The sequence below is a fragment of the Kaistella sp. CFF1-2 genome, assembly GCF_059509915.1.
Genome location: NZ_JCAKLF010000001.1, coordinates 370,369 through 393,989, shown reverse-complemented (window position 1 = coordinate 393,989; position 23,621 = coordinate 370,369). Strand labels below are relative to the sequence as shown.

Here is a 23,621-nt window from a genome sequence, read left to right as displayed (position 1 = left end):
TTTTTCATGAATGACAAAAAAAAATTGATAATCTCCGCCTTCGAAAATCTGGATGCGAGCGCGTTGGACCACCTTTTAGATGACAATAAAACATATCAAGATGTGCCCAAATCGCTGTTTGTAGAAAGGTATAGTGAATATTTTCAAAATCTAATTGATGACCAATCTGTAATTTGTGATTTCAAGGCATTCTCCGGCAAATGTGAAGGTTGCTCAAAAGGTAAAACTGGCTATTCTTTTGTGAATTCAGAAGGGACCTGTTTCGGAGAGCTTATTTTTGTTAAAGATGAGAATGACTTCTCAGATATTTATGTTTGCCATAATTTTAATTCCTCAAATGAAGATATCTTGGACAACTTTAATGGGATTACATTCTGTGATGATGAAAAAGTAGGGTATATGCTTACTTTTGATGAGTTGGTTGAAAAGGATTTTTGCATCAAAGCAATTAATGAAATTGAAAATGAACAACAAAAAAATAGAACCCTCTCACTTGAATTCGTAAAATATTGGCAGAGAAAATATCAACCGCATTATGGCGATTTAAGAATATTTGATAGAAAAAATTATTCTTTCATCGGACTAATAACTAATTACCTTGGTAATATCAGAAATGCTTTATCATTTATTGAGCTAAGTAATAAATCATCGTTGTATCTGAAGCTTCTAAATGACAAAGTATTTGAAGATGATGAAGCCAAAGTGATTTGGATGTTAGCCTGTATGGAAGAAATCCCGGATGTAAACTTTCATCTGCATGCAATAGTCAACGAAGCGGAGAATTACATCACATTTGGAAGAATAAATATAGATTTAAAACATATGCTGGATTATGTTCGTCTGCAGAAAATTTTTCGGAAAAATTCTGATTTGCTACCGTATTCACTGTTAATGAGTTTGACGCACGACTGGAAAGTACCGTCCGAAATGACAGAATCAGAAAATGATGATGGTTGGGATGAAGATCAGGATTTTCCCTTCTAATGGCAGAGAAATTTCTGCTTTCGAGATCGTTCTCTTATTTTTCTGGTTTTTTTCATTCAATTAGTTCTCAGAAAGCATATGCCCAAAACCAAAACTGAAATCCGATTCTAGAGGAACTATGGGATGATGGTCAATAGATTTATGAGGTTGTGGATTATAAACAGCTGCAGCTCAACACCGAAATTATGAACAAATGTGGGGACGCGTATCCGAAAGAAGGAAAGGAGTTTCTGAATTTAAGAAGGGGGTGAGAGTAGGTGATTGTTTGAAGTGTTGACTTTACAACGTTAGTCAGTTTGGTTTCCTAACTTGCTTTTTTCTCGTTTGCATTTTTCTTTTTTTTACAATAAAACTATGAATTATATTACCATAAATATCTATGCTCAGTGGTCAAAACATTATTAAGGATATACGAAATATTATTGTCTGGTCCCACAATCAGGTGATTCTTGCGTTTGATCATGAACGTACATTGATATATTAGCATATTGGTAAAAGAGTTTTTGATGAAGAACAGAGTTAGAAAGACCGCGTAGATTTTGGCATGTAGTTGATTAAAACAATGTCTGAATCTTTGCAATCGGAGTATGATAATGGGTTTTCATATTGTCAGACAAATCTTTACCGTATATTTTCAATTGTGAACGCATTGCATTCACAATTGAGTTGGACGCAGTTTAAATTTTTATTATGTGTTGATTCTCAACAACAGAGAGCCCTTTATATTGCAGGAACCATTCAGAACAAATGGAAAGGCAGGAATATTCCAATTTCATTGAAAGACTATTAACAAACAATAATAAGAAGAAAGATATTTTGGTCGTTGACCGTAGTGAGGAACTACCTTCCAATGCCAAAGAAATTATAAAGGATCCGATGTATCTAGAGTTCTTAGGATTAAAAAAATGAAGCATCTTATTATGAAAAAGACCTCGAACAGGAAATTATCACTCATCTGCAGGAGTTGGGTAATGGTTTTTCATATGTAGTAAGTCAAAAGCGCATCCATATCGATTGTGATGAATTTTTTAATGATTTGGTATTTTATAACCCATCTGCTTCAATGCTTAGTATTCGTCGAAATCAAAACAGATAAACTAACACATCTGGATATTGGACAGTTGGATATGTATTTCAATTACTACGACCGTAAGAAAACTCCCACAGAAAACCCGACCACTGGAATCTTACTCTATGATGATGATTAATAATAGATAGGCTTTCAAACAATTGGATTATTATATTAAATGACGCTAATCGTCTTGATGAAAAAGAAATTGTAAATATCTGGTGCGATTTTTTTTGATAATAGAGCTATTATTTACAATATGGAAATATACGGACTCTTTGATAAAGGCTCATATATATATTTAAATTGGATAGATAGATTATTGAGACTAAAACATCTTATTAATTTCAGAATTGACTTCTTTGTCCGTAAAATCATCAAGATAATTTTCAGTAGTACTGAGCTTTTTGTGACCTAATGATTGCTTAATTACATTAATGTTAACATTGTTTCTCATTGCGGTTGTTGCAAAGGTATGTCGTGCTGAATAAAAGTTTATTTTGGAATGCAAACTTAGTTCTTTGAATATATTCTTTAATTCTTTATTGTAATGAGAACGAACACTATTTTTTCTGTCCATTAATTCTTTGATTTCATATTTTTTTTCATCCTTTTTTAAAATTGGAAAAATATAAGAAGTATCAAAAGGACGATAAATTTTATAAAAATTGAGAATTTCTTTAATAATAGGGAGATCTGGTAATTCAACTTTTAGAATTGCTTTTGTCTTGTTTCGAGAGTAGCAAAATTTATCATCTTCAATATCTGACCACTTTAATTCCGCTAGATCGCTAAAGTTCATACCTCGAGCATAATAGCTAAAGATATATAAGTAACGAGCATTTTTAGCTGCAGGTAAAAGAGAAATATCAAAGTTAAGCAGGGCTTGAAATTCACTTATTGATAGAGCTTTACGAATTTTTGTTCTTTTGAATTTCGAAATTTTGTAATCTCTAAATGGATAGTATTGTGATAGAACAATTTTATATTTAATTGCACGATTATAAATTGCTCTAATGTTTTTCATATATACAGCAATCCCTCCATCATTTGCACCTCCTTTTCTTAAGAAACTTTCAAATTCGGAAAGAAATTGATAATCAATATTTTCAAACTTAAATGATTCAATGTTTTTTTTGAATTTTTTTAAAGTTCTTAAAGTAAATTCCATTGATCCCGCATAACCAATTTGTCCATTATCGATAAGTAGTTTTACTTCATTTTTAAATATTTTGCAAAAATTATTTTCTGATGTATCTTCTTTTTGATAGTATTTATCAAATAAGATTAAGTTGTAAGTCTCATAATCGTTTTCTAGAATTGAAATTGTATCAAGAGCTTTATCTTTTATTTTCAACAATGTTTTATTAAATGAAATATGGTTTCTAAATCTCGTATTGAATTCGCCTTGCTTCTCATTCCATTCTGTAAGTTTACAGGAAAAAGGTAGCGAATAGAATTTGGATTTACGATTGATTGTTATTCGTAAGTAAATTGGGAACAATCCATTTTGTAATTGGTTCTTTTTGCAGACAATTTTGACACTAGCTTTCATAACATTTTAGGTTTAAGTACAACATTAGTACAACAGTTGTACTTTTTTTATGAAATTTGATGAAACCAAAAATATTACTATTTAATTGTAATGTATTGAAAATCAATTATTTTGAAACTAAAAGAAACTATTTGAAAAATATCAAAATGTTTCTGGCAGTCTAAAGGTGACGGGTTCGATCCCCGTATTCTCCACCATTGAATTTCAAACACTTGCAGTAATGTAGGTGTTTTTTTGTTTGGTTCAAGTAAAAAAAAAATGTAGAATCAAAATATGGTTATCGATTTTTATGGTAGCCATTCAGGTTTCTTTGTTTTATTTAATAATACGTAAATAAAGCTTTTGCACCCAAAATTAAAATGTGTAAATGTATAAAACACCAACGTAAGTTGGTGTGGGTAAAACCATTACTACTATATAGCAACAACTTCAGTTTGCATTGCACTTTCTCTAGTCAATAATCTATCCACCAAATCCGTAGGTGTATCTTCTAAGGTTCCGTTGAGTTTTTTGCGGACCCGACTCCAGGTTACCCGGATGGCCGTATCGGAAACCCCTAATGCATTGGCCATTTCTTTATGGGAAAAATTGAGTTTCACAAGCATTAAATAGCGCATCTCGGAGGTGGTCACTGTTGGGAAGTGTTCTTTTAAACTGTTTTTGAAATCAGGAAAAACCGTATCGAAGTGGTGCTGAAAGTCGATCCAATCTTCATTGGTCAGGATTTTCATTTTTTTCATTTTGCTCAAGGTTGTTCGGATCTGGTTCTGTTCCTCATTTTTCAGACCTTGCAATTTTTTTAGTTCCCTCTCGAAGTTAGAAACCATTTTGTTTTGTTCGCTGACTCTATGAATAAAATGATTGATTTCTTTTTGGGCGGTTTCCAGTTCTTTTTGGGCTTGCTGTTTTTCTAAAACCGAAATTCTAGTTGTTGTGATCAGTCTTTCGTTTTGACGGCTTTTTCTCTGACGGGATTTGTACAAATAAAAATATCCTAAACCACCAGGAATTAAAACTGCAAGCAGCATTCCAGAATAAAAAAATCGTTGGTTTGCTTTTTCTTGTTCTTTTACCGCCAGTTGCAATTCTTTATTTTGGATGGTTAACCGATCCGATGCCATTTTTCCGATGGTTGAATTGTATTTTTCCTCGATTTCTTTTCGAATGGCCATTAAGCTGTCTTGATAGTGTATGCCTTCGCGAAAATTATTGGTCTTTTTTAGAAAATCAATTTTTGCTTCGAAATAAAGCTTTTTAGAATTTTCGATTTGCTGCCTGTCGCCTACGTATTTTGAACCGACATACGATGCATCCGACTCTAAAACATGCAATGTCTCTTCTGCCATTTTCAGAAACTGATAGGCTTCCGTTACTTTCCCCAAAGCCAGGTAGACTTTTGCCATATTGATGGATGAATTCATTTTGACTGTGGAGTGCTGACTTTCATTTTTGTTGAAGTCGTAATTTTTTTGAAAATTAACCAACGAAGCGTTGTATTGCTTCTTATTATAGTACATTTCGCCTATATTTCCATTTAAGATTCCTTTCCAAATTTTGTTGTTGTATCGGCTAGCTGCATCCATTGCTTTGTTCAAAAAGAACTCGGCTTTATCGTAGTTTTTCAGGTGTAAGTAGGACATCCCAAGATTGTTATAGCGCTGTATGTCCAAACCTTTTTCGAACGGCTGGAATTTTAGGGAAATATTCATCAGTTTGATTACTTCTTCATAATCTCTGAAAAAATAGTAATGTAAAGCCACTTCATGAAGGACTTTCCCAATGTTCGGAACGTTTTCGTAACCGAGGGTATTGTATATTTCTAAAGCCTTGAGGTCATTATCAAAAGCTTGTGCATAGTTTTGGTTCTGAAACAGAATCTGTCCTAATTCGTGATGGCAAAATGCAAGAAAAAGCAAATCATTAGAATCTTTGTATTTCTCTATATTTTCTTTGCATTTTTTCTCTCTTTCTGCTCTAGGGAAATCCATGACTTCGGATTGCTTTCGCTTTATAAACTGGAGTTGCTCCAAAAGAGGTTTATCGTTTTTTCGATTTGCAAACGTTCGAACTTGTTCCAAAAAGATGGTTCTTTGCCCTTTTCGATTTAAAAGGTCGCTTGCCGCTTCTGAATATCCGAATACCGCTCTTTGTCTTTCGAAAGACGTAAGATTCTCTAAAGAATCGAGAAATTTCTGGTGCTGGCCAGAAATACTAAACGGAAGCAAAAAATAAAGGAAACTTAAAAGTAAAACTTGCGTTTGTCTTTTCATGTTGGCTAAAGTCTTTGGAGATTCTAATGAAAGTTATACAAAGATACTTTTTTAGGCTTGAAACACCCATGAAATCAGAAAAAAAATATTAAACACTCCTTTGTGCTGAATGCTTTAGCCTTTTAATTTCCTTTTTTGAGTTCTCTGTATTTGTTTTCTCATGATAATGTTTTGTAAACCGGTATAATCTTGTGGGCAATTCTTTTAAAGCCTGACGCAATGGGAACGACTAGATGAACTAAAAAATATAGTAAAAGCTTTTGTTTTAAGGTATGTATGTAAAATGAAATATCATCCTTGCAGAGAGGAAGGGATTCGAAGTTTCGTTGTGTCGTATCTCAAAAATGCTGATGTAAGAAAGCAGTAAAAAAAATCCGAAACGGGAAGGGTTTCGAATTTTTATTCAATTAAGCCATTGCTTCTGACTTCTTCATTGCGAAGTTTTTAATATAGCCTAGGGTAATCATCAAACCTATTAAAACCATAGCAACACCTACTAAAGAAGGGTAGTTGTAGGGCAACCCTTTTTCTAATGGAATTCCGCCAAAGAACGCACCCGCAGAATTGGCTACATTAAATGCGGCTTGCATAAAGGCTGCCGCCATCATTTCTGATCCAGGTGCCGCTTTCATAATCATCATATTGAGCGGCGCCGATGTTGACATCGATAACCCACCGCAAATGAAGACCATGGCAATTGATATATACACGTTTTCGGAAAACAAAAAGACGATCAGCAGAGCTGCTGCCATTAGGAATAATAAGGTTGCTGCTGTTTTTGGAGCTCCCAGTTTATCGGTGAGAATTCCTCCCAAAAGGTTTCCAACAACCATTCCGCCACCCGCAAGCATCATGATATACGCCATATTTTGAGGTTGGATTCCCGAAACAATCGTCATTAAAGGCGTGATGTAGCTGAACCATGTAAACAATCCCCCAAAACCAATTGCCGTGATGAGAAGTACAAACCAGGTTTCTTTACGTTTTAGGAACTGCATTTCTTCTTTTATATTAATGTTTTCTTTTGCATCGAAATCAGGGAGCCATTTGTAGATGAAAAACATGGTTAAAAGTCCGATAACCGTAACGATCGCAAAATACCAACGCCAATGAAAGGTGTGTCCAATATACGTTACAAGCGGAACCATTGCCAGATTAGCAACGGTGAGTCCGGTAAACATCAATGCGATGTAGCGGGCTTCTTTTCCTTTTCCACCAATTAATGACGCTACCACGGTTCCCACTCCGAAAAAAGCGCCATGCGGCAGTCCTGATAAAAACCGAATAGGCAACATCGTACCGTACGAGGGTGCAATGATGGATAGTCCATTGAATATCGTGAACAAAACCATGAGCCAAAACAGTACTTTTTTAGGCGGATATTTTAGTGAAAAGCCAATTAATACAGGGGCGCCAACCACAACTCCTAAAGCATAGGCGGAAATTAGCAATCCCGCTTTAGGAATACTTACACCAAAAGTTGCCGCCATATCTGGGAGTAAGCCCATAATAGCAAATTCTGTGGTTCCTATGGCTAATCCTCCTAATGCAAGAGGTAGTATTTTTTTATTGATCATTTGAATCTAGAAATTTTAAGGTGCAAATGTAGTGTGTAATAGACGTGTTTTTGTTGTAATAATCTGCTAAACTATTGTAGGAATGTTATATTTTGTTTTTAAATATTGTTATAACAACAAATTGATAGGCTAATCTTTTGTCTTGAAATAGAAGAACGAAAAGTTCATAATTTCTTTTACAATACTACTTTTTGTCTTGACACAAAAAGTAACAAAAAGGTCAAGACTCAATAAAAAACACCTACATTGAATTTTGAATGGCTAACCAAAATAAAACTCGCTTCGCTCAAACAGTATTTTGTTCTTAACGTCATTCAAAATTCACTGCTTAACGGTTTTTTTATTAGGTCGGTTTTTTCACGATCGTCATCTCTAACGCAGCTGAAGGCCGTGTATTGCGACTTCTTCTTTGTCGGTTTTGACTAGAGACTGGTTAATTGATAGTGGATAATTGTTAATGGATAATGGATATGTTTGGCTTGAGCTCCCCTTTAGGGGTTGGAGGCTTTTTTGTGATTGTTAGAGGTTGGATATTAGACACTAGATATGAGAAAATGAGATTGGTTAATTGATAGTAGATAATTGTTAATGGACAATTGAAAGATCAGACAGGGAACTTGAAACCTTAAACTTGAAACAATTGACAACTTTCATTATTCGCCATTTACTATTTTCCATTTACCATTCACCGCTGATAAACTATCCCACTTGTTGGGAAAACCTTTTGGGAGAAAGAGAATTGTAGATGTAAAAAAGAGACTGCAAAATGCGCAATCTCTTTTGATTATTTTAATTGATGCTTATAACTTAAAATGCGTCCACTAAATCATTGATGGTTTTCAATTCGTCTTGGGAAAGGTTGATGTTGATGGCTTTTGCATTTTGAATAGCTTGCTCGGCGTTTCGTGCTCCCGCTAAGGCAATGGTAATTCCAGGTCTTTCGATCGTCCAACGAAGAACTAGTTGTCCTAAAGTAGCATTGTGCGCTTCTGCAATAGGTTTAATTTTCGCTAAAAGCTGATTGGTTTTTTCGATAAATTCGGGTTGAAATTGTGGTAAGCTGGCTCTGTGATCGCCTTCTTGGAACTTATAGTCTGAAGAAATTTTCCCTGTTAGCAAGCCTCTTTCCATTGGGCTGTATGCCAAAATAGATTTGTTGTTTTCGATGCAATACGGAACGGTTTCTTTTTCAACACCTCGGTTCACCATGCTGAACGGAATTTGATTAGAAACCAATTTCAATGTTTTCTCGGCTTCTGCCATTTGTTGGGCATTGTAATTGCAAACTCCTGCAAAACGTACTTTTCCTTGTTCAATCAATCGTGAAACGGCTTCGAACGTTTCATCAATCGGCGTTGTTGATTCTGGCCAATGGATTTGATACAAGTCGATATAGTCGGTTCCCAAACGTTTCAAACTTTGTTCCGCCTCGTAAATAATGCTGTCTTTTCCTGCGTATTTGTAAACATCAATATCTTTTCCGTTGTTGTCTTTGCTATGCATGGCAAAATCACCTTTCGCCAAATCCCAACGCATCCCGAATTTGGTTAAGATTTGCACTTTATCACGCGAAATCCCTTTGATGGCTTCACCTACAATTTCTTCACTCGTTCCTTGTCCGTAAATGGGTGCCGTATCAATGGATGTTACACCTTCATCGTAGGATGCTTTAATGGCTTCAATAGCGTCGTTTCTATCAGTGCTTCCCCACATCCAGCCGCCTGCAGCCCATGCTCCAAATGTAATTGCTGAAACTTCTAAATCGCTGTGTCCTAATTTTCTATATTCCATTTTTTTTAATTTTAATACTGCAAAATTAGATGATAAAGGATTTAAAATAGTTGTAATAATCTGTTATTTTGTTGTAATTTTGCACTATGAAACGAAAGCAATTCAAATCTTTAGAAATCGATTCGTTTGAAGCGATGGAATATCCTTTGCCGCGACATAGCCATACATATTACGAGTTGGTTTATATTTTTAAAGGTTGTGGAGATCATCATATTAATCAAATTATTCAACCTTACAAAGCAGGGGACTTGTTGATGCTTTCGCCTGGTGACGAACATTATTTTGATATTAAAAAATGCTCGAAGTTTGCGTTTATCAAGTTTAATGACAGCTATTTCGAATCGAACAAACATCTTTGTCCGGACACGATTATGACGGCTTCGCCTGTGGATATGATGCGAAATGCCTTGTTGAAAGAGGAGAAACTTTATTTTGATGAACCTTGCAAAACGATATTGAGAAAAACGGTTGAGAATATTTTAGATTACAATCAAATTTGTGAGGTTACCACGTCGCCCATTATGTTTTTTCAGGTTTTATCGTTGTTTGGATTGATTCGTGAAGCAAGTTTGAAGCTCAATGTTCGAATTGATAACGGCATTCCGAGCCAGGAAGATCTTATTTCTTTCATTCACCAAAATATTTATAATCCTGAACAAATTCGAATCGAAAATATAGCACAGCATTTCAATATTTCACCAACGTATTTCAGTGCTTATTTTAGAAGGAATTTTGAAGTTTCGTACCGAAATTACGTTAACGATTATAAAACAAAATTAATAGAAAGGCGCATCGAATCTGGCCAAATGAATATGAAACAAATCGCTTTTGAGTTCGGTTTCACCGATGTTAGTCATCTCACCAATTTTTTCAAAAAACAACGGAACCTAAGTCCGACCGATTATAAACTGCAGTTTGCGAAAGTGTAGTGAGTTTTAAGTGAAAATTTCTTGTTTAAATTTCGAATCGATTATGGAACTATTTTTGTGGTGTCATATTCGAATTGAAAACCTAAAAGTATGATACCAGAAGACAATAAAAAACAGCAAGACCGTAATTTAAGAGAAATGGATTACAATTCTGAAGACGATATTTTTAATCAGGAGGAGCATATCTCCTTAGATGAAAATGGAAATCCTATTTATGATGAAAACGTTGAAGATCTGGATATGGAAATGAATTTGGATGTTCCTGGTTCCAACGAAGACAATGACATGGAAGAAGTAGGCTCCGAAGATGAAGAGAACAATTATTGGAGCTTATCTGATCAAGATGATCATGAAGAAGAAAATGATGATCTCGTAGAATAAAATAGTAAACCTTGCCAAAGCAAGGTTTTTTTAATGTGCTATATTAATTTTGCTAACAGATATTTAGTACTTGATAGTAGATGAAAATTGAATATTCTCCAATTCGAACATTGTTTTGCTATTTTTGATAGTGAAGTAGATATAAAAACTATTCAATAAAAACCAAATATTAAAATGAAAAATACATTAATAATCATACTTTTTCTTCTTTCAATTTCCGTTTTTTCTCAGAATAAAGTGGTTGCAAAAGCAGAAAACTCCATTCAATTTAAAGGCAGTATTAGCGGTAGTCCCATAACGATATTTCTGAAAAACCAAGAGATCATCGATTGTGATGACTTTGATCGATTTGTTGAAGGTTGGTATTATTACGATACTTTTAAAATCAAAATTCCTTTAGATGGTTACACAAAAGGCTGCGATATGAAATTGTTTAATTATGGGAAAAATCATAAAACGGTTGTTGCAAAACTTCAAAATTCTGTGACCAATTCGACAATCGATAGTTTGTATCGCAGTTCTCATCCTGTAGAAACGCTATCTTTCGATCGATGTTTTTATTCAGAAAACAAAAATAAAAACAGGAAAGGCGAGTTTAAAAACAATGCGAAGACATTAGAAATTCTAGTAAATACGGATGATATTTTTATAGGTAAAAAGTCGGAGAAATTTAAACTTCCCAATCAAAAAGAAATTGATTTACGAAAGGTGTTTGCGGGCTATGGTGGCAATCAGTTTTATAGTTTAACGGAGGATGTCAAAGAAAATCGCGCTATCTTTTATTTTGAAAGTATTTCCAATCACAATGCGTGTGGACAATGTGGGGCAAGTGAAGGTGAGAAAGGCTATAGAATTATTTATTTTGATAAAAATTGGACGATAAAAAAGAGTGAAGAGTTTTTAACTGAAAGTTGTCTTTCAATGATTTCAGAAACCAAAATCGTAAACAAGACAACGAGCGAAATTAAATATCAGATTTTTGAAGGTTATGGTGAGAGCAAGAAATCGTATTTTTTAGTTGTTAATAAGAGTAAATCAAGGATTTTGAAATTATAGAGAGATAATATTTTGAATTAAAACATATAATAATGTTTTGTTATCTATGTTATTAAACTATAAAGGTCAGTTTTGAAATACTTCAAAACCGACCTTCCTTAATTTTTAATTTTGTATTTTATTTTTTAGCTAGAAACCGCTTTCAAACCAACAATAGATCCAATTAATGTGGTTAAGAATAAAATTCTCATGAATGTTGCCGGTTCTTTAAAAACTAAGATTCCAACAAGGACGGTTCCTACCGCTCCAATTCCGGTCCAAACTGCATAAGCTGTACCAAGAGGTAACGTCTGTGTGGCTTTAATTAGTAAGGTCATACTAATAAATAAGGCTACCAAAAATCCCGCATACCACATGATCATTTCATTTCCGGTGGCTGTTTTTGCTTTTCCTAAACAAAATGCAAATCCAACTTCGAAGAGACCTGCAATAACTAAAATAATCCAACTCATTGTCTATAAATTTTGATGCAAAGATCATTTTTGAAAAGGAGAAAAAATTTATCAAATGATAAAAAATAAATCTAACGAATTTCCGCTCGGATGCGGCTAAGGCTCACTTGGGTGATCCCTAAATAGGATGCGATATGTCCCAATGCCACACGCTGCAGCAGGTCGGGATGGTCTTGCATCAGTTGCAAATATCTTTCAGAAGCCGTACCAAAGAGTTTAGAAATTAGACGTTCTTCGGTTTTTACGAGTTCTTGTTCAGCAAATTTTCGTCCCCAATTGGCGATTGCAAGGTCTTTTTCAAAGAGATTCTGCAAATCTTTAGCTTTAATTTTATAGAAATCACAAGCTTCTAAAAGTTCAATATCTTCATAGCCTTTTTGGTTAGAAACATAACTTTTCATGGAGATTACGGCTTCACCCTCTTTCCCAAACCAAAAGGTAACTTCCGAATCCGATGGGGTAGCGTACGCTCTAACGATTCCCTTTTTGATGAAATAAATATCTTTTTCAATTCGGTCAGCTTCCAGTAAAATGTAGCCTTTTGGGTACGAAACTTCAGTCATACAGCTTTCCAATTCCTTTTTTGAGGATTCGGGTAGAGTGTAGAATTGATCAAGAATTTCCGATAAGTGCATATTGAATAATGGCGTAAAATTTCACACTACAATGATGCGAATTTTTTTGCAAAATCTTGTACAATTTTCCAATCCGTATATTCAATATTTGTCTTTGCATTGGTGGGTCCATTCGTTAACCACATAATTAGCTGAATCATAATTCGATCTTTGAATGGGTATGTCGAATAATTTAATTTACCTGGAAACACAGCCGTTAATTGAGGTTTCCATGAGGTTGATTGTAAAAATTTAAGAGCGTAAGGATTGGTTTCTGGACTTTGTTTCTCCATTTTACGAGCAACTAAATTTACGGAAACAAAAGCGGTTTTTTTCGAGTTTAAGAGTGGTGCGTTTTCTTCAACAAACTTTAAGAAATCGGGATGGTGAAGTCCATAACGAATGTTTGATGCCAAAAGAACCTTATCAAATTCCTCCAAATTTTCTTTAAAATTGCTAATATTTTCAATCGTAGAATGTCTTCCCATAACCTTTAACTCGTCCTGGATAAAACGACTTATTTTCTCCGTTTGTCCATCAACCGATGCATAGAGTAATAGTGTCGTTTTAGGAGCCGAATTTAAAATTTGATCTTGCATGGTTTCTTCGTTTTTACCTTATTAAATTTACGAAATATGAATTCTGATTTTGAATGAACAAGGCTAATATTCATCAGGTTTGTTATTGATTTTATCTACTACCTGTTCTTGATTTTCGACTTCAGAATGTTGAGTTATGAAGGTGCAAATTCGTAAATTTGCAAAAGATTTTTAAGGTAAATATTATGAATTTAGAAGGTAAAAAGGCCATCATAACAGGTGGCGGACGAGGTTTAGGAAAAGCTGTTGCTCTTGCATTAGCCGCTGAAGGTGTGCATGTAGGGGTTAGCGGAAGAAATGAAGGGAATTTAAAAATTACCGTAGAAGAGCTTCAGAAATTAGGTGTTAATGCCTATTATCATATATTCAACATGGATAATGAAATCGAAGTAAAAGCGGGTATTGATAGTTTGGTTTCCCAATTAGGAGGTGTGGATATTTTAATAAATAATGCAGGAATCGGTGACTTCGGAAAAATCGATGAAATGCCATCTGAAACTTGGGAACAAGTAATTAAAACCAATCTTTTTGGTGTGTACTACGCGGCCAAGGCGGTTCACCCATATTTACAGAAAAATGGGGAAGGCGATATTGTGAATGTTGCTTCTACAGCAGGTTTGAAAGGAGGTGGGAATATGTCGGCATATGCTGCGTCTAAAGCGGCGGTGATTTCACTATCACAATCAATGATGGCGGAATGGCGTAAAGAAAATATCCGTGTAATCACGTTAACGCCGAGTACCATTGCATCGGACATGAGTATTGAAGGTGGTTTGACGGATGGGAATCCTGAAAAAGTTCTTCAACCCGAAGATTTTGCAGAATGGGTTCGCGATATTCTGAAAATGAATCGTCGTGCGATGATTGCTAACGCATCCATTTTTTCAACAAATCCGTAAAAATAGAATCCCAATCTTTCAATTGGGATTTTTTTTTATAGAAAAAAAGCGAGTGTACAAACAATAAATGCGGTAATTCCTGTATAGAATAATCCAAAAATAATGAAATATCCTAATTTTCGATGAACCGCAGAAAATTGCCCCGGAATTTCCTTTTTCTTAAAGTTTTTATTGGTTTTGAATATCGTATATGCCCAAACAATATAGGTGAGAACGGCACCTATGATGTGCGCAATTAAAATAGGTTTGAAGTACCATGTATGTTTGTAAGGACTATCTTGAACAAGACTTCCAGAACCTCCAGAAATACGAATAAGCAGCTCCAACAAGATCACGCCACCAACACATGTAAAGAAAAGCCCTTTCTGGATTTTCATATGGCTATTGATGTTTCCGTTTCGGATTTGTTTTGCTCCATAAAGAGCCACAAAAGGTGCAGCTAATGAAAGCGCCAACATTCCATAAATAATTGTGTAGCCTAAAGTCATAATTGCATTTTAATGAACGTCAAATGTACTCATTTAAAATTTGAAATTACTTGTATCAATCGGTGTTTTTGTGGATTTCACTACTTTCTAATTGTTTTTTAATGTGAGAAATCTCTAGGCGATTTGTAAAAAGAAATGCAAGCCCTATCTTTGTTCTTTAAGGAAAAACTATGTCGTTGCGTATTTCAAGGCTTTTCACGAAGCAAAATACCTTTTTACTTTTATTGGTTTTGATGGTCTTATTCGGAAAATGGTTTCCGTATCACGATTCGTATGCGCAAATTTTTAATTTGGATGCCTTTATTGATTGGGGAATCGCGGGAATATTTTTACTTTATGGCCTCAAACTCAATTTAAAAGAAGTTTTGAACGATGTTTCAAATTGGAAACTTCATCTCTTGGTTCAAAGTGCAACTTTTATTTTATTTCCTTTATTAGTCGTACTTTTCTATCCCTTGGTTTTGGATGGCCCGTATTTTTTAACGTGGCTTTCTATTTATTTTTTGGCGGCGCTACCGTCAACCGTTTCCTCTTCAGTTGTTATGGTTTCCATTGCGAAAGGAAATGTGACTTCAGCAATATTTAATGCCTCAATTTCCGGGTTAATCGGAATTGTGATGACCCCTTTATTGATGAGCTTTTTTATGAAAGCTTCTTCTGAAAATGTCGATCAATTGGAGATTATTTATCAATTACTTCTAAAGGTTTTATTGCCCATTATTTTAGGTTTGATTTTGAATCCGTACTTAAAAAAATGGGTGACCAAATATGCAAAATGGATCGCTGAATTTGATCGATTGATTATATTATTAATTGTTTACAAAAGCTTTTCGGATGCGTTTCTTCAAAATATTTTCTCATCCGTTCCTAAAAGCTCATTTTTAATCATTGCACTTGCTGTTTTAGGATTATTTTTTGTGGTGTATTCCATTTTAACTTGGATCAGCAAAAAACTCAATTTTTCTTGGGAGGATCAAATTACACTTACATTCTGCGGATCCAAAAAATCCTTAGTACATGGGAGTTTATTCGTGATGGTCTTGGGGATTCCTGAATCTCAGAAAGTACTATTTCTACTTCCTGTGATGCTTTATCATAGTTTCCAGCTGTTTTATGTAAGTTGGTTAGCCAGTAGATTGGCCTTAAAATCAACCTCAAAAGAGTAGATAATCATCAACTTTAATGCAATATTTAAAGCTAATTTCCCTTTATTTAGTGTGTTTTTCCTGTTTTTTTATTTTAGTTCTTGGCGTAGATTTGAAGTACTAAAAACACATTCATATACTAATAACCATTGAAGCTCATTTTATATTTTTTCATAAAATTTAAAATGGCACTCATGAAAGTCATTTTCGACTGAAATGAAAAAGGTAAGCTGAATCTAACGATCAGCTTATTTTTTGTCTAAACTTTTTTGAACAACTGCTTTCGACTGCTTTTCATAACGTTTTTTCTTATACTGCAAACGTTCATTAAACAAGAACCAGCCACCACAAACACCTAAAATACTTCCTAAAATAATCTCCAAGAATCGTATTTGCAATAAATGATTGGGATCTGCACTAAGAGAACTACCAGTTTCTGCTAAGAGAACACCTAAAGGCGTGAGAAAAACAACAGTTAAAGCGTAATGACGGGTAATTAATAATTCCACAATAATTTGTAAAATAATAATGGAAAAGCACAAAACCAAAGCCGAATGTGTTAAACTGAAAATTCCCCAAACGATAAGCATTCCAGCCAAGGTTCCTATAATTCGATGAAAACCTCGTTTCCAAATGGAATATTGATCAACACCTTGCAAAACAGCTAAACATGAGATGGGAATCCAATATGGATATTCTAAATTGAAAAACTTTCCGATGAAGATGGAAAGCATCATAAACACAGTGATTACCAAAACTTCTCGAAAATCAACGTACGGATTGACTTTAAATTGGGTATTGAAGCGTGTTTTTAAAGCTTTTGGAAGAAAGAGTAAGCTGTAAAGTAAAACCAAAAAACAAGCTGTAAATGTTCCTAAAGTAAACAATCCAACCATTCTAGGAATAGCATTCAATTCATGCGGAACGGCAATCGCCATCGAAGCAATCATAATGAAAAAGAAACTTCCTGGTGGCTTTTGAATAAAAAATCGATTGACAAAATACGTAGCTCCAGAGATGAGTCCAAACCCTACAATTGCCGTAATATCGTAGAAGCTAAAGAATAAAGCCAACGTATAAGAAACAATCATTCCGAAAGAACAAACGAACATTTTGGTCATAATTTCGAACAAATTTCCGTTGGTGGGTGTGTACAAAATCACCAAACCGGCTAAACTAGCGGTAAGCCCCGAACGAATGTCATTGAAATAATAACCTGTTAATAATGGAATTCCAACAGCCAAACCTGCCAAAATAGGGATGTGCCAACTCCTCGCGCTGCTTTTAAATTTGAAAAAATTTAAAACTTCTTTACGTAGGAATTTGTGGTAAACGGCTTTATTTCTCATAGAAAATTGGGGAAATTCGAAAGTGCAAATTTCCTGATTTTCTAAGGATGAGCCAAATTTTTAGAAGTTAGAAAACATGATTTTATGCAAGAAATCCTGCATTTAAAATTTCGTCTTTGCTTTTTATGACGAGAAAGTAGAGTAGAGGCGCATTGTCGTCTCCGAAATGGGTATCAAATTCGTAAACCTGTTTTTTGCCTTGTAAATCCAAGGTTTGCTCCTTCAAGTCCATATTAAGATTCACAAAATCAGGTTTCATCGTAATTAGCTGAACAGAACTTCCTGATGGTTTATCTTTAAAACTCAACGATTTAGTGAAGAAAGCATCGTCAAGAGAAATCCCTTCAAGTTTAGGGAATTTTCCAAATTGAAAATCGGCAAGAAGTTCGTAGGCTTTAGGGTTTTGCAATCCAATCTCAATCCTACGTTTTCCTTTTTCATTTTTTGTATCCAAATCTTTGATTTGCGTCATCACTTTTGCAAATTTTTGATACAAATATTTGTCTTCACAATCACCGATGAAATCTTCCAACGTTTTCCGAATCAGTTTTCCAGATTTCGAGCAATGCCCAAATTCTTGGCTGTTTTCACGCACTTTTTGGTATTTCGGGTTGCTTTCATAACCTTCTTTGGAAAACCCGCTTTTTCTCCTAACAACGGGCGTTCCGTTAAGATTGTAGAAAACCAAATCTCCAATGCTACCACTTAATTCGACAAGACTTTTGTATTTCGCCATAATCTGATTCTAGAAAAGCAAATATAGAAAAAATTCAATACCTATTCTAGTATATTTTATTTATAGTTATAGTATAGTTAAAATTTCTTAAAATTTCGATTTTTTAAGGGAAGTTTTCTATTTTTAGACTTTCAATTAAAATTTCTATGAACAATCTATTTTTAGTACATTTACAATCGCAAAAAGAAATGCTGAAAAAAGCTGTGTTTATCGCTTTTGCTAGTGCGGTTTTAGCTTCTTGTGGAGCATCAAAACCAGCAGTTGTAAAACCAGATACGCCATCAAAAACAGTAACAAAATCTGCTGATTTACGAACATTGGATTCTCGTTTTTCAGGAAATGTAGATAAAACTGTAAAAGGGATTTTGAAAGATGCTGAAAAGTATTTAGGTGCTCCTTATAAATTTGGCGGGAACACCTCTTCAGGATTTGATTGTTCGGGTTTTACGGTAAAGGTTTTTCAAGAAAACGATATGAATTTACCGAGAAGATCAACCGATCAAGCTTCCACGGGAGAGCGCATTGATATTAGAAATGCAAAACCTGGTGATTTATTGTTTTTTGCGACGGGTGGTGGTGGAAGAGTTTCTCACGTAGGAATTGTTCATGATATCGGAAATGATGGTGAAGTGAAGTTTATACACGCATCTACATCCAAAGGTGTGATTATTTCTTCATTAAATGAAAAATATTGGAACAAAGCTTATTTACACGCCACACGAGTTTTATAGTAGAAATTTTAAAGAAATAAAAAAATAATGTCATTACAACAAACAATCGAGCAAATCTGGGATAACCGTGACTTGCTACAAAATGAAGATAGTAAAGCGGCAATTAGAGAAGTCGTTGCAAAATTAGATTTAGGAGAATTACGTGTTGCTGAGCCTACAGAAAACGGATGGCAAGTAAACGAATGGGTGAAGAAAGCCGTTGTAATGTATTTCCCGATTCAAAAAATGGAAACCATTGAAGTTGGACCTTTTGAATTCCATGATAAAATTCCATTGAAGAAAAACTACGCAGAGAAAGGTGTTAGAGTAGTACCTCATGCAATCGCTAGACAAGGAAGTTTTGTAGCTTCGGGTGTAATTATGATGCCTTCGTATGTGAATATTGGGGCATACGTAGATTCAGGAACGATGGTTGATACTTGGGCAACGGTGGGTAGCTGTGCTCAAATCGGAAAAGACGTTCACTTAAGCGGTGGTGTTGGTATTGGTGGGGTTTTAGAACCGCTTCAAGCAGCGCCAGTTATTATTGAAGATAACGTTTTCGTTGGTTCTCGTTGTATCGTTGTGGAAGGTGTTCACGTCGAAAAAGAAGCGGTTTTGGGCGCAAATGTTGTTTTAACTGCATCTACTAAAATTATTGATGTGACAGGTGATGAGCCAGTTGAAATTAAAGGAAGAGTTCCTGCGAGATCGGTCGTTATTCCAGGTTCTTATACGAAGAAATTTCCTGCTGGAGAATACCAAGTTCCATGTGCTTTGATTATTGGTAAAAGAAAGGAATCTACTGATAAAAAAACATCGTTGAACGATGCTTTGCGTGATAATAACGTAGCAGTTTAATTGATTTTTATTGGATGAAAATCTTAGTTATACAGAAAAAATTTATGGGGGATGTACTGGTTGCATCCTCTCTTTTTACCTTGTTGAGAAAAAAGTTTCCTGATGCTGAATTGCATTTCATGATTGACAAAAAACATCAAGATATCTTGAAAAATAATCCTGAAATAGATCAACTCGTACTTTTTGAAGATTCGTTTTCAGCTAATTTAAAGTTCATTAAAAATCAAAGATACGATGCTATTGTTGATGTTTACAGCAAAATTGGAACGGCACTTTTGTCCAAATTATCGGGCGTTAAAAAAACGTCGGGATATCGTAAATCATATTTGTCATTTCTGTATACTCATCCTGTTTCGCGTAAGAAAGAGCCAATTTCTAAAGAAACGGCACTAGCAATTGAACATCGCCAACAAGTTTTAGAGCCTTTGGGAATCACGTTTTCTAAGGTTTTTCCGAAGATTTATTTGTCTGAAGAAGAAAAGTCAAATGCAAAACTGCTTTTGCAAAAATTTGGAGTTGATTTTTCAAAACCAATTGCGATGATTTCTACTTTTGGAAGTACGCCAGAAAAGACGTATCCTTTTATGAAAGATGTTTTGGAAGATATTGCTCAATTTTCCAATGTTCAAATTTTATGCAATTATTTGCCTTCGCAAAAAGAGGATTTCAAAACGTTATTTGAATCTTTAAATACGGAAACGAAAAGTAAAATTGTATTGGATTTTGATACGAAGAATCTTCGTGAATTTATTGCGGTAACAAGTTTTTGTAAAGTTCTTGTGGGTAATGAAGGTGGTGCAACCAATGTTTCAAAAGCGTTAGGAATTCCAACTTTTGGAATTTTCGCTCCGTATGTGGATAAAAAAACGTGGGCTTGGGCGGAAGATGGTGTAAAAAATACATCAATTCACGTCCACGATTATATTGCAAGTTCAGAATTGTACGCAGATTTAAAACCCGAATTGTTCAAAGAAAAGCTGCATCAGTGGCTTTCGGATAAGATCAATTAAGTATTATTTCCTAAGCTTCGATTTTAGAATCTTTTTTCTGAAAAAACGATACTGAAATTTGCACGTTGCTTCCCAGAAATTATCGAAAAAGGTTTCAGCATCCATTTTATACAATTTTGCATATTCGTCGCTGATTATTTTTACCATTTTTTGATGGGGTGTAAGTCGGCCCAAATTCTTAATTCGTTGCTCAAAAGTCATATCGGAATGGAACGTCATTCGGTTAAGATCAACCAAATAGAAATCATAATTTCCGTCACCTTTGTCCACGATTAATGTATTGCCAGGAGAATGATCTTTAAATTCAATACCTTGTTGATGCAGGTCAAATGTAAACTGGGTGAATTTTCGAAGGATATTTTCGTAATCCGGAAACTGATCATCATCTACTAACGCTCGCAAAGTGAAATTGGCTTTTAGTTGCTCAGATGCATAGTAACTATCCTTAATTCCAAAAGCTCCAAAGTTTTCAAAATAGCCAATGGGTTTTGGCGTTTTAATGCCTTTATTTAAAAGGATTTCGGCATATTCAAAAGAACGTTGCGCTTTGGATTTTCTGAAATATTTATACGCAATTTGATTAACGAGATTGGGTTTTTTAAAAGATTTGACGTTGATTTTTTCACCATTCAAATCAAATAATTTCAGTTTGTTTCGGTTTCCAATGACAAAATCTTCGCCTTCATTTTCAAAAGAATGAATGATTCTTTCTATCTCTTTTCGATTTTTTTCATACAATTGACTGACTTGCAAACCCATTCTCCAGAATTTTTTTCAAAAATAGCAATTTAAAAGCTTCTCAGCATTAAAATTTGGTTATTTTTGCTTGAATACTGCAGCAACATTAGTGCTGTGTGATGAATCGAAATTGAAAAAGAATGAAGATAACCATTTTAGGTTTTGATATTTGGGGTTATGTTGGTGAAATTGCAAAATTCCTGGAGAAGCAAGGGCATGAAGTGCATTTTATCAATTCAACTTTGTATCAGTTTCCGCATCGAAATATTCTCTTTAAATCGAAGAATTTTTTTGCGAAAACATTTCTAAGCAAAAACTTGAAAAAGGAAAACCGTGATGCAGAAATCAGTAAGCTTATCAAAGGTAATCAGGATTTTACTTTGATTGTAAATCCTGGTGAATACAATAACAAACTTTTGGCTAAAATTCGGAATTCAACAAACATTTTGGTGGGATGGAATTACGATTCGGCAAAACGTAAGAAAATTACGAGTTTTCACACCACGATTTTTGATCAACTTTTAACTTTTGACCGTATTGATGCGCTTAAACGGGAGGAATTACAGTTTCTTCCGAACTTCAATTATAAAGAGAAAACGGAAATTAGTAATCAGCAATTTAAATATAAAGCTTATACAATTTTGAATCAGGACTTTTATCGATTGAAAATTCTAGATCGAATTGCTCAGCAACTGAAAGGGTATCCGTTTTTAATTCAGATGAAAGCCAAACCTATTGCGGGTTTTGCAAAAGAAATCGAGTTTCTTTCGGACTCTTTGTGTTTCGAAAAAGTGGGTGAGTATATTCAAAATTCGGAGATCGTTTTGGATATTTTAAGTAAAGGAAAATATGCACAAAAAGGCTTGAGTTTTAGAGTGTATGAAGCAATGTCGTATCAGAAAAAAATGATCACCAACAACATAGATATTGTAAATTATGACTTCTATAATCCTAAAAATATTTTTGTGATTGAAGATGTCGAAAAAATCGTTATTCCAAAATTGTTTTTGGATGGGAAATATGAGCCAATTCCAGAATCAATTTACAATCGATATACGCTTGAACATTGGTGTGAGACTCTTTTGAGTATTCACAAAAAAGTAGTGATTTAATTTTTTTTAGATTCAAAATTTATGTCAAAAAAAGTTCTTTTAGAAACACATAATCTTAAAAATCTGTCGAGCGGATTTGGAGTTTTTAACCACTCTTTACTCAAGTCTTTTGCGAAGATGGATACGTCCGATCTTGATTTTTATGTGAATTTAAAGCGTAAGGATGCCATTGTTGAAGAGTTTGGAAATCGATTTAAATATTCAGCCTACTCGGAATTGCAAAGATTAGCGTTGTTTCGTCCAAAAAAGGTGTATGATGTGTGGCATTGTATGAACCAAAATATTGCAGTAGAACCATTTTTCAAACAGAAGAAATATATTTTAACCGTTCATGATGTCAATTTTGCAGAAGGCACAGGTAGAAAGGATAAAAAACGTGTCGAACTTTTCAAAAATAAACTGAAAAGAGCGGATCTGATTACGTATATATCGCAGTTTGCAAAAGACCATACGCATCAATATTTTGACGTTCCCAATGTTGAAGAAAAAATTATTTTCAACGGAAATCCAATTTCAGAATTGCTTTCTACAGAGAATTTTAAACCAATTGTTCCTTTAGATAAACCATTTTTGTATTCTATTGGAGACTTCCTTCCTAAGAAGAACTTTATTTCGTTGATTAAAATGATGAAGGAAATTCCAGATTTGTATTTGATTATTTCTGGAAATAACAAGAAAGACTACGGCGTTCAAGTTCAACAAGAGATTGAAAATTTAGGTTTACAAAATCGTGTTTTTTTAACAGGTCGAGTTTCAGATGAAGGCAAGCAGTTTTACATTAAAAATGCGTTGGCTTTTGTTTTTCCTTCGTTGCAAGAAGGTTTTGGACTGCCGCCTATTGAAGCAATGAAGTTTGGAAAACCCGTTTTTCTTGCGAATCGAGCTTCGTTACCCGAAATTGGTGGCGATGCCGCTTTTTATTGGGACGACTTTGATCCTGTTTCTATGAAAAATGTTCTACAAAATGGTTTAAACCAATTTGAAAATCAGAAAGAATTTTATCAAAGAAAATTAATTGAACGTGCTGATTTTTTTAACTGGGATCGTGCTGCGAAAGAATATTTAGCATGTTATCGTTCGTAATGTGATTTATATAATTATCTAGTAACTATTATAAAATTAGAGATTTTTCACATTTTTATTTGTGGAATTCAAAAATGTTTCTACATTTGTATCAAATAATCGGAAAATGATTTCAACAATTTTAATTCATCATCATCATTCTATCTAAAGGACGGAATGTATTGTGTTGTTTTAAAGTGAACAAAAAAATAATAGAAAACCGTCTGAGTAAAG

24 protein-coding genes are annotated in these 23,621 nt (G+C 34.3%); 13 read left to right on the top strand and 11 right to left on the bottom strand.

What is annotated here, in order from left to right; all coding sequences use genetic code 11:
- Positions 1-6: 6 nt before the first annotated feature.
- The 3 genes from AC5XHR_RS01840 (at position 7) to AC5XHR_RS01830 (ending at position 2,192) form a co-directional block, all read left to right on the top strand.
- The gene (locus AC5XHR_RS01840; RefSeq protein ID WP_495949073.1) at positions 7-984 is read left to right on the top strand and encodes a hypothetical protein; all 978 of its coding nucleotides are present in this window, start codon (positions 7-9) and stop codon (positions 982-984) included.
- 562 nt (positions 985-1,546) lie between these two features.
- On the top strand, positions 1,547-1,774 hold the full coding sequence (locus tag AC5XHR_RS01835) for a DUF1016 N-terminal domain-containing protein (protein WP_495949072.1): 228 nt from the start codon (positions 1,547-1,549) through the stop codon (positions 1,772-1,774).
- A gap of 229 nt (positions 1,775-2,003) precedes the next feature.
- Positions 2,004-2,192, top strand: a complete 189-nt coding sequence (locus AC5XHR_RS01830; RefSeq protein WP_495949071.1) for a PDDEXK nuclease domain-containing protein — start codon at positions 2,004-2,006, stop codon at positions 2,190-2,192.
- 189 nt (positions 2,193-2,381) lie between these two features.
- On the opposite strand, the gene AC5XHR_RS01825 is transcribed toward AC5XHR_RS01830, so the two are convergent.
- From AC5XHR_RS01825 to AC5XHR_RS01810, 4 genes are all read right to left on the bottom strand, one after another.
- The gene (locus tag AC5XHR_RS01825) at positions 2,382-3,608 is read right to left on the bottom strand and encodes a phage integrase SAM-like domain-containing protein (RefSeq protein ID WP_495949070.1); all 1,227 of its coding nucleotides are present in this window, start codon (positions 3,606-3,608) and stop codon (positions 2,382-2,384) included.
- Positions 3,609-4,021: 413 nt separating this feature from the next.
- Positions 4,022-5,878: a hypothetical protein gene (locus AC5XHR_RS01820; protein ID WP_495949069.1), complete on the bottom strand. Its 1,857-nt coding sequence runs from the start codon at positions 5,876-5,878 to the stop codon at positions 4,022-4,024.
- A gap of 407 nt (positions 5,879-6,285) precedes the next feature.
- On the bottom strand, positions 6,286-7,455 hold the full coding sequence (locus AC5XHR_RS01815) for an MFS transporter (protein WP_495949068.1): 1,170 nt from the start codon (positions 7,453-7,455) through the stop codon (positions 6,286-6,288).
- An 807-nt stretch (positions 7,456-8,262) separates the two neighbouring features.
- A complete protein-coding gene (locus AC5XHR_RS01810) occupies positions 8,263-9,246 on the bottom strand; it encodes an aldo/keto reductase (RefSeq protein ID WP_495949067.1) in 984 nt (327 codons plus the stop codon).
- An 86-nt stretch (positions 9,247-9,332) separates the two neighbouring features.
- On the opposite strand from AC5XHR_RS01810, the gene AC5XHR_RS01805 reads away from it, so the two are divergent.
- The 3 genes from AC5XHR_RS01805 to AC5XHR_RS01795 all read left to right on the top strand — a co-directional run bounded on the left by AC5XHR_RS01805 (position 9,333) and on the right by AC5XHR_RS01795 (position 11,612).
- A complete protein-coding gene (locus AC5XHR_RS01805; RefSeq protein WP_495949066.1) occupies positions 9,333-10,175 on the top strand; it encodes a helix-turn-helix domain-containing protein in 843 nt (280 codons plus the stop codon).
- Positions 10,176-10,265: 90 nt separating this feature from the next.
- The gene (locus tag AC5XHR_RS01800) at positions 10,266-10,556 is read left to right on the top strand and encodes a hypothetical protein (protein ID WP_495949065.1); all 291 of its coding nucleotides are present in this window, start codon (positions 10,266-10,268) and stop codon (positions 10,554-10,556) included.
- 174 nt (positions 10,557-10,730) lie between these two features.
- Entirely contained in the window at positions 10,731-11,612 is an 882-nt protein-coding gene (locus AC5XHR_RS01795; protein ID WP_495949064.1) for a hypothetical protein, read from the top strand.
- A gap of 125 nt (positions 11,613-11,737) precedes the next feature.
- Here AC5XHR_RS01795 and AC5XHR_RS01790 read toward each other — a convergent pair whose 3' ends face one another.
- From AC5XHR_RS01790 to hemG, 3 genes are all read right to left on the bottom strand, one after another.
- Positions 11,738-12,064, bottom strand: a complete 327-nt coding sequence (locus tag AC5XHR_RS01790; protein ID WP_495949063.1) for a DMT family transporter — start codon at positions 12,062-12,064, stop codon at positions 11,738-11,740.
- A gap of 71 nt (positions 12,065-12,135) precedes the next feature.
- On the bottom strand, positions 12,136-12,699 hold the full coding sequence (locus AC5XHR_RS01785) for a Crp/Fnr family transcriptional regulator (protein WP_495949062.1): 564 nt from the start codon (positions 12,697-12,699) through the stop codon (positions 12,136-12,138).
- 26 nt (positions 12,700-12,725) lie between these two features.
- Positions 12,726-13,277 (bottom strand): menaquinone-dependent protoporphyrinogen IX dehydrogenase, encoded by a 552-nt coding sequence (hemG, locus tag AC5XHR_RS01780; RefSeq protein ID WP_495949061.1) that lies wholly within the window; start codon positions 13,275-13,277, stop codon positions 12,726-12,728.
- A 185-nt stretch (positions 13,278-13,462) separates the two neighbouring features.
- Here hemG and AC5XHR_RS01775 point away from each other — a divergent pair, with 185 nt between their 5' ends.
- Positions 13,463-14,176, top strand: coding sequence for a 3-ketoacyl-ACP reductase (locus AC5XHR_RS01775; protein WP_495949060.1), 714 nt, complete (start codon positions 13,463-13,465; stop codon positions 14,174-14,176).
- 35 nt (positions 14,177-14,211) lie between these two features.
- On the opposite strand, the gene AC5XHR_RS01770 is transcribed toward AC5XHR_RS01775, so the two are convergent.
- Positions 14,212-14,664 (bottom strand): DUF420 domain-containing protein, encoded by a 453-nt coding sequence (locus AC5XHR_RS01770; protein ID WP_495949059.1) that lies wholly within the window; start codon positions 14,662-14,664, stop codon positions 14,212-14,214.
- A 170-nt stretch (positions 14,665-14,834) separates the two neighbouring features.
- Here AC5XHR_RS01770 and AC5XHR_RS01765 point away from each other — a divergent pair, with 170 nt between their 5' ends.
- Positions 14,835-15,830 carry a bile acid:sodium symporter family protein gene (locus AC5XHR_RS01765; protein WP_495949058.1) on the top strand — a complete coding sequence of 332 codons (996 nt, stop codon included), beginning with the start codon at positions 14,835-14,837 and terminating at the stop codon, positions 15,828-15,830.
- A 227-nt stretch (positions 15,831-16,057) separates the two neighbouring features.
- Here AC5XHR_RS01765 and AC5XHR_RS01760 read toward each other — a convergent pair whose 3' ends face one another.
- Together AC5XHR_RS01760 and AC5XHR_RS01755 are read right to left on the bottom strand one after the other, a co-directional pair.
- Positions 16,058-17,158: an FUSC family protein gene (locus AC5XHR_RS01760; RefSeq protein WP_495949057.1), complete on the bottom strand. Its 1,101-nt coding sequence runs from the start codon at positions 17,156-17,158 to the stop codon at positions 16,058-16,060.
- Between the two features lie 82 nt (positions 17,159-17,240).
- Positions 17,241-17,894, bottom strand: coding sequence for a hypothetical protein (locus tag AC5XHR_RS01755; protein WP_495949056.1), 654 nt, complete (start codon positions 17,892-17,894; stop codon positions 17,241-17,243).
- Positions 17,895-18,040: 146 nt separating this feature from the next.
- On the opposite strand from AC5XHR_RS01755, the gene AC5XHR_RS01750 reads away from it, so the two are divergent.
- Genes AC5XHR_RS01750 through AC5XHR_RS01740 form a run of 3 tightly spaced genes read left to right on the top strand, consistent with a single transcriptional unit; the run spans position 18,041 to position 20,475 of the window.
- Entirely contained in the window at positions 18,041-18,625 is a 585-nt protein-coding gene (locus AC5XHR_RS01750; protein ID WP_495949055.1) for a C40 family peptidase, read from the top strand.
- 27 nt (positions 18,626-18,652) lie between these two features.
- A complete protein-coding gene (locus tag AC5XHR_RS01745) occupies positions 18,653-19,465 on the top strand; it encodes a 2,3,4,5-tetrahydropyridine-2,6-dicarboxylate N-succinyltransferase (protein WP_495949054.1) in 813 nt (270 codons plus the stop codon).
- Between the two features lie 44 nt (positions 19,466-19,509).
- On the top strand, positions 19,510-20,475 hold the full coding sequence (locus tag AC5XHR_RS01740) for a glycosyltransferase family 9 protein (RefSeq protein WP_495949053.1): 966 nt from the start codon (positions 19,510-19,512) through the stop codon (positions 20,473-20,475).
- Positions 20,476-20,478: 3 nt separating this feature from the next.
- Here AC5XHR_RS01740 and AC5XHR_RS01735 read toward each other — a convergent pair whose 3' ends face one another.
- Entirely contained in the window at positions 20,479-21,234 is a 756-nt protein-coding gene (locus tag AC5XHR_RS01735) for a lipopolysaccharide kinase InaA family protein (RefSeq protein WP_495949052.1), read from the bottom strand.
- 119 nt (positions 21,235-21,353) lie between these two features.
- On the opposite strand from AC5XHR_RS01735, the gene AC5XHR_RS01730 reads away from it, so the two are divergent.
- Positions 21,354-22,325: a WaaS/CpsH family glycosyltransferase gene (locus AC5XHR_RS01730; RefSeq protein ID WP_495949051.1), complete on the top strand. Its 972-nt coding sequence runs from the start codon at positions 21,354-21,356 to the stop codon at positions 22,323-22,325.
- Positions 22,326-22,346: 21 nt separating this feature from the next.
- Positions 22,347-23,408, top strand: a complete 1,062-nt coding sequence (locus tag AC5XHR_RS01725; RefSeq protein WP_495949050.1) for a glycosyltransferase family 4 protein — start codon at positions 22,347-22,349, stop codon at positions 23,406-23,408.
- Positions 23,409-23,621: the final 213 nt, after the last annotated feature.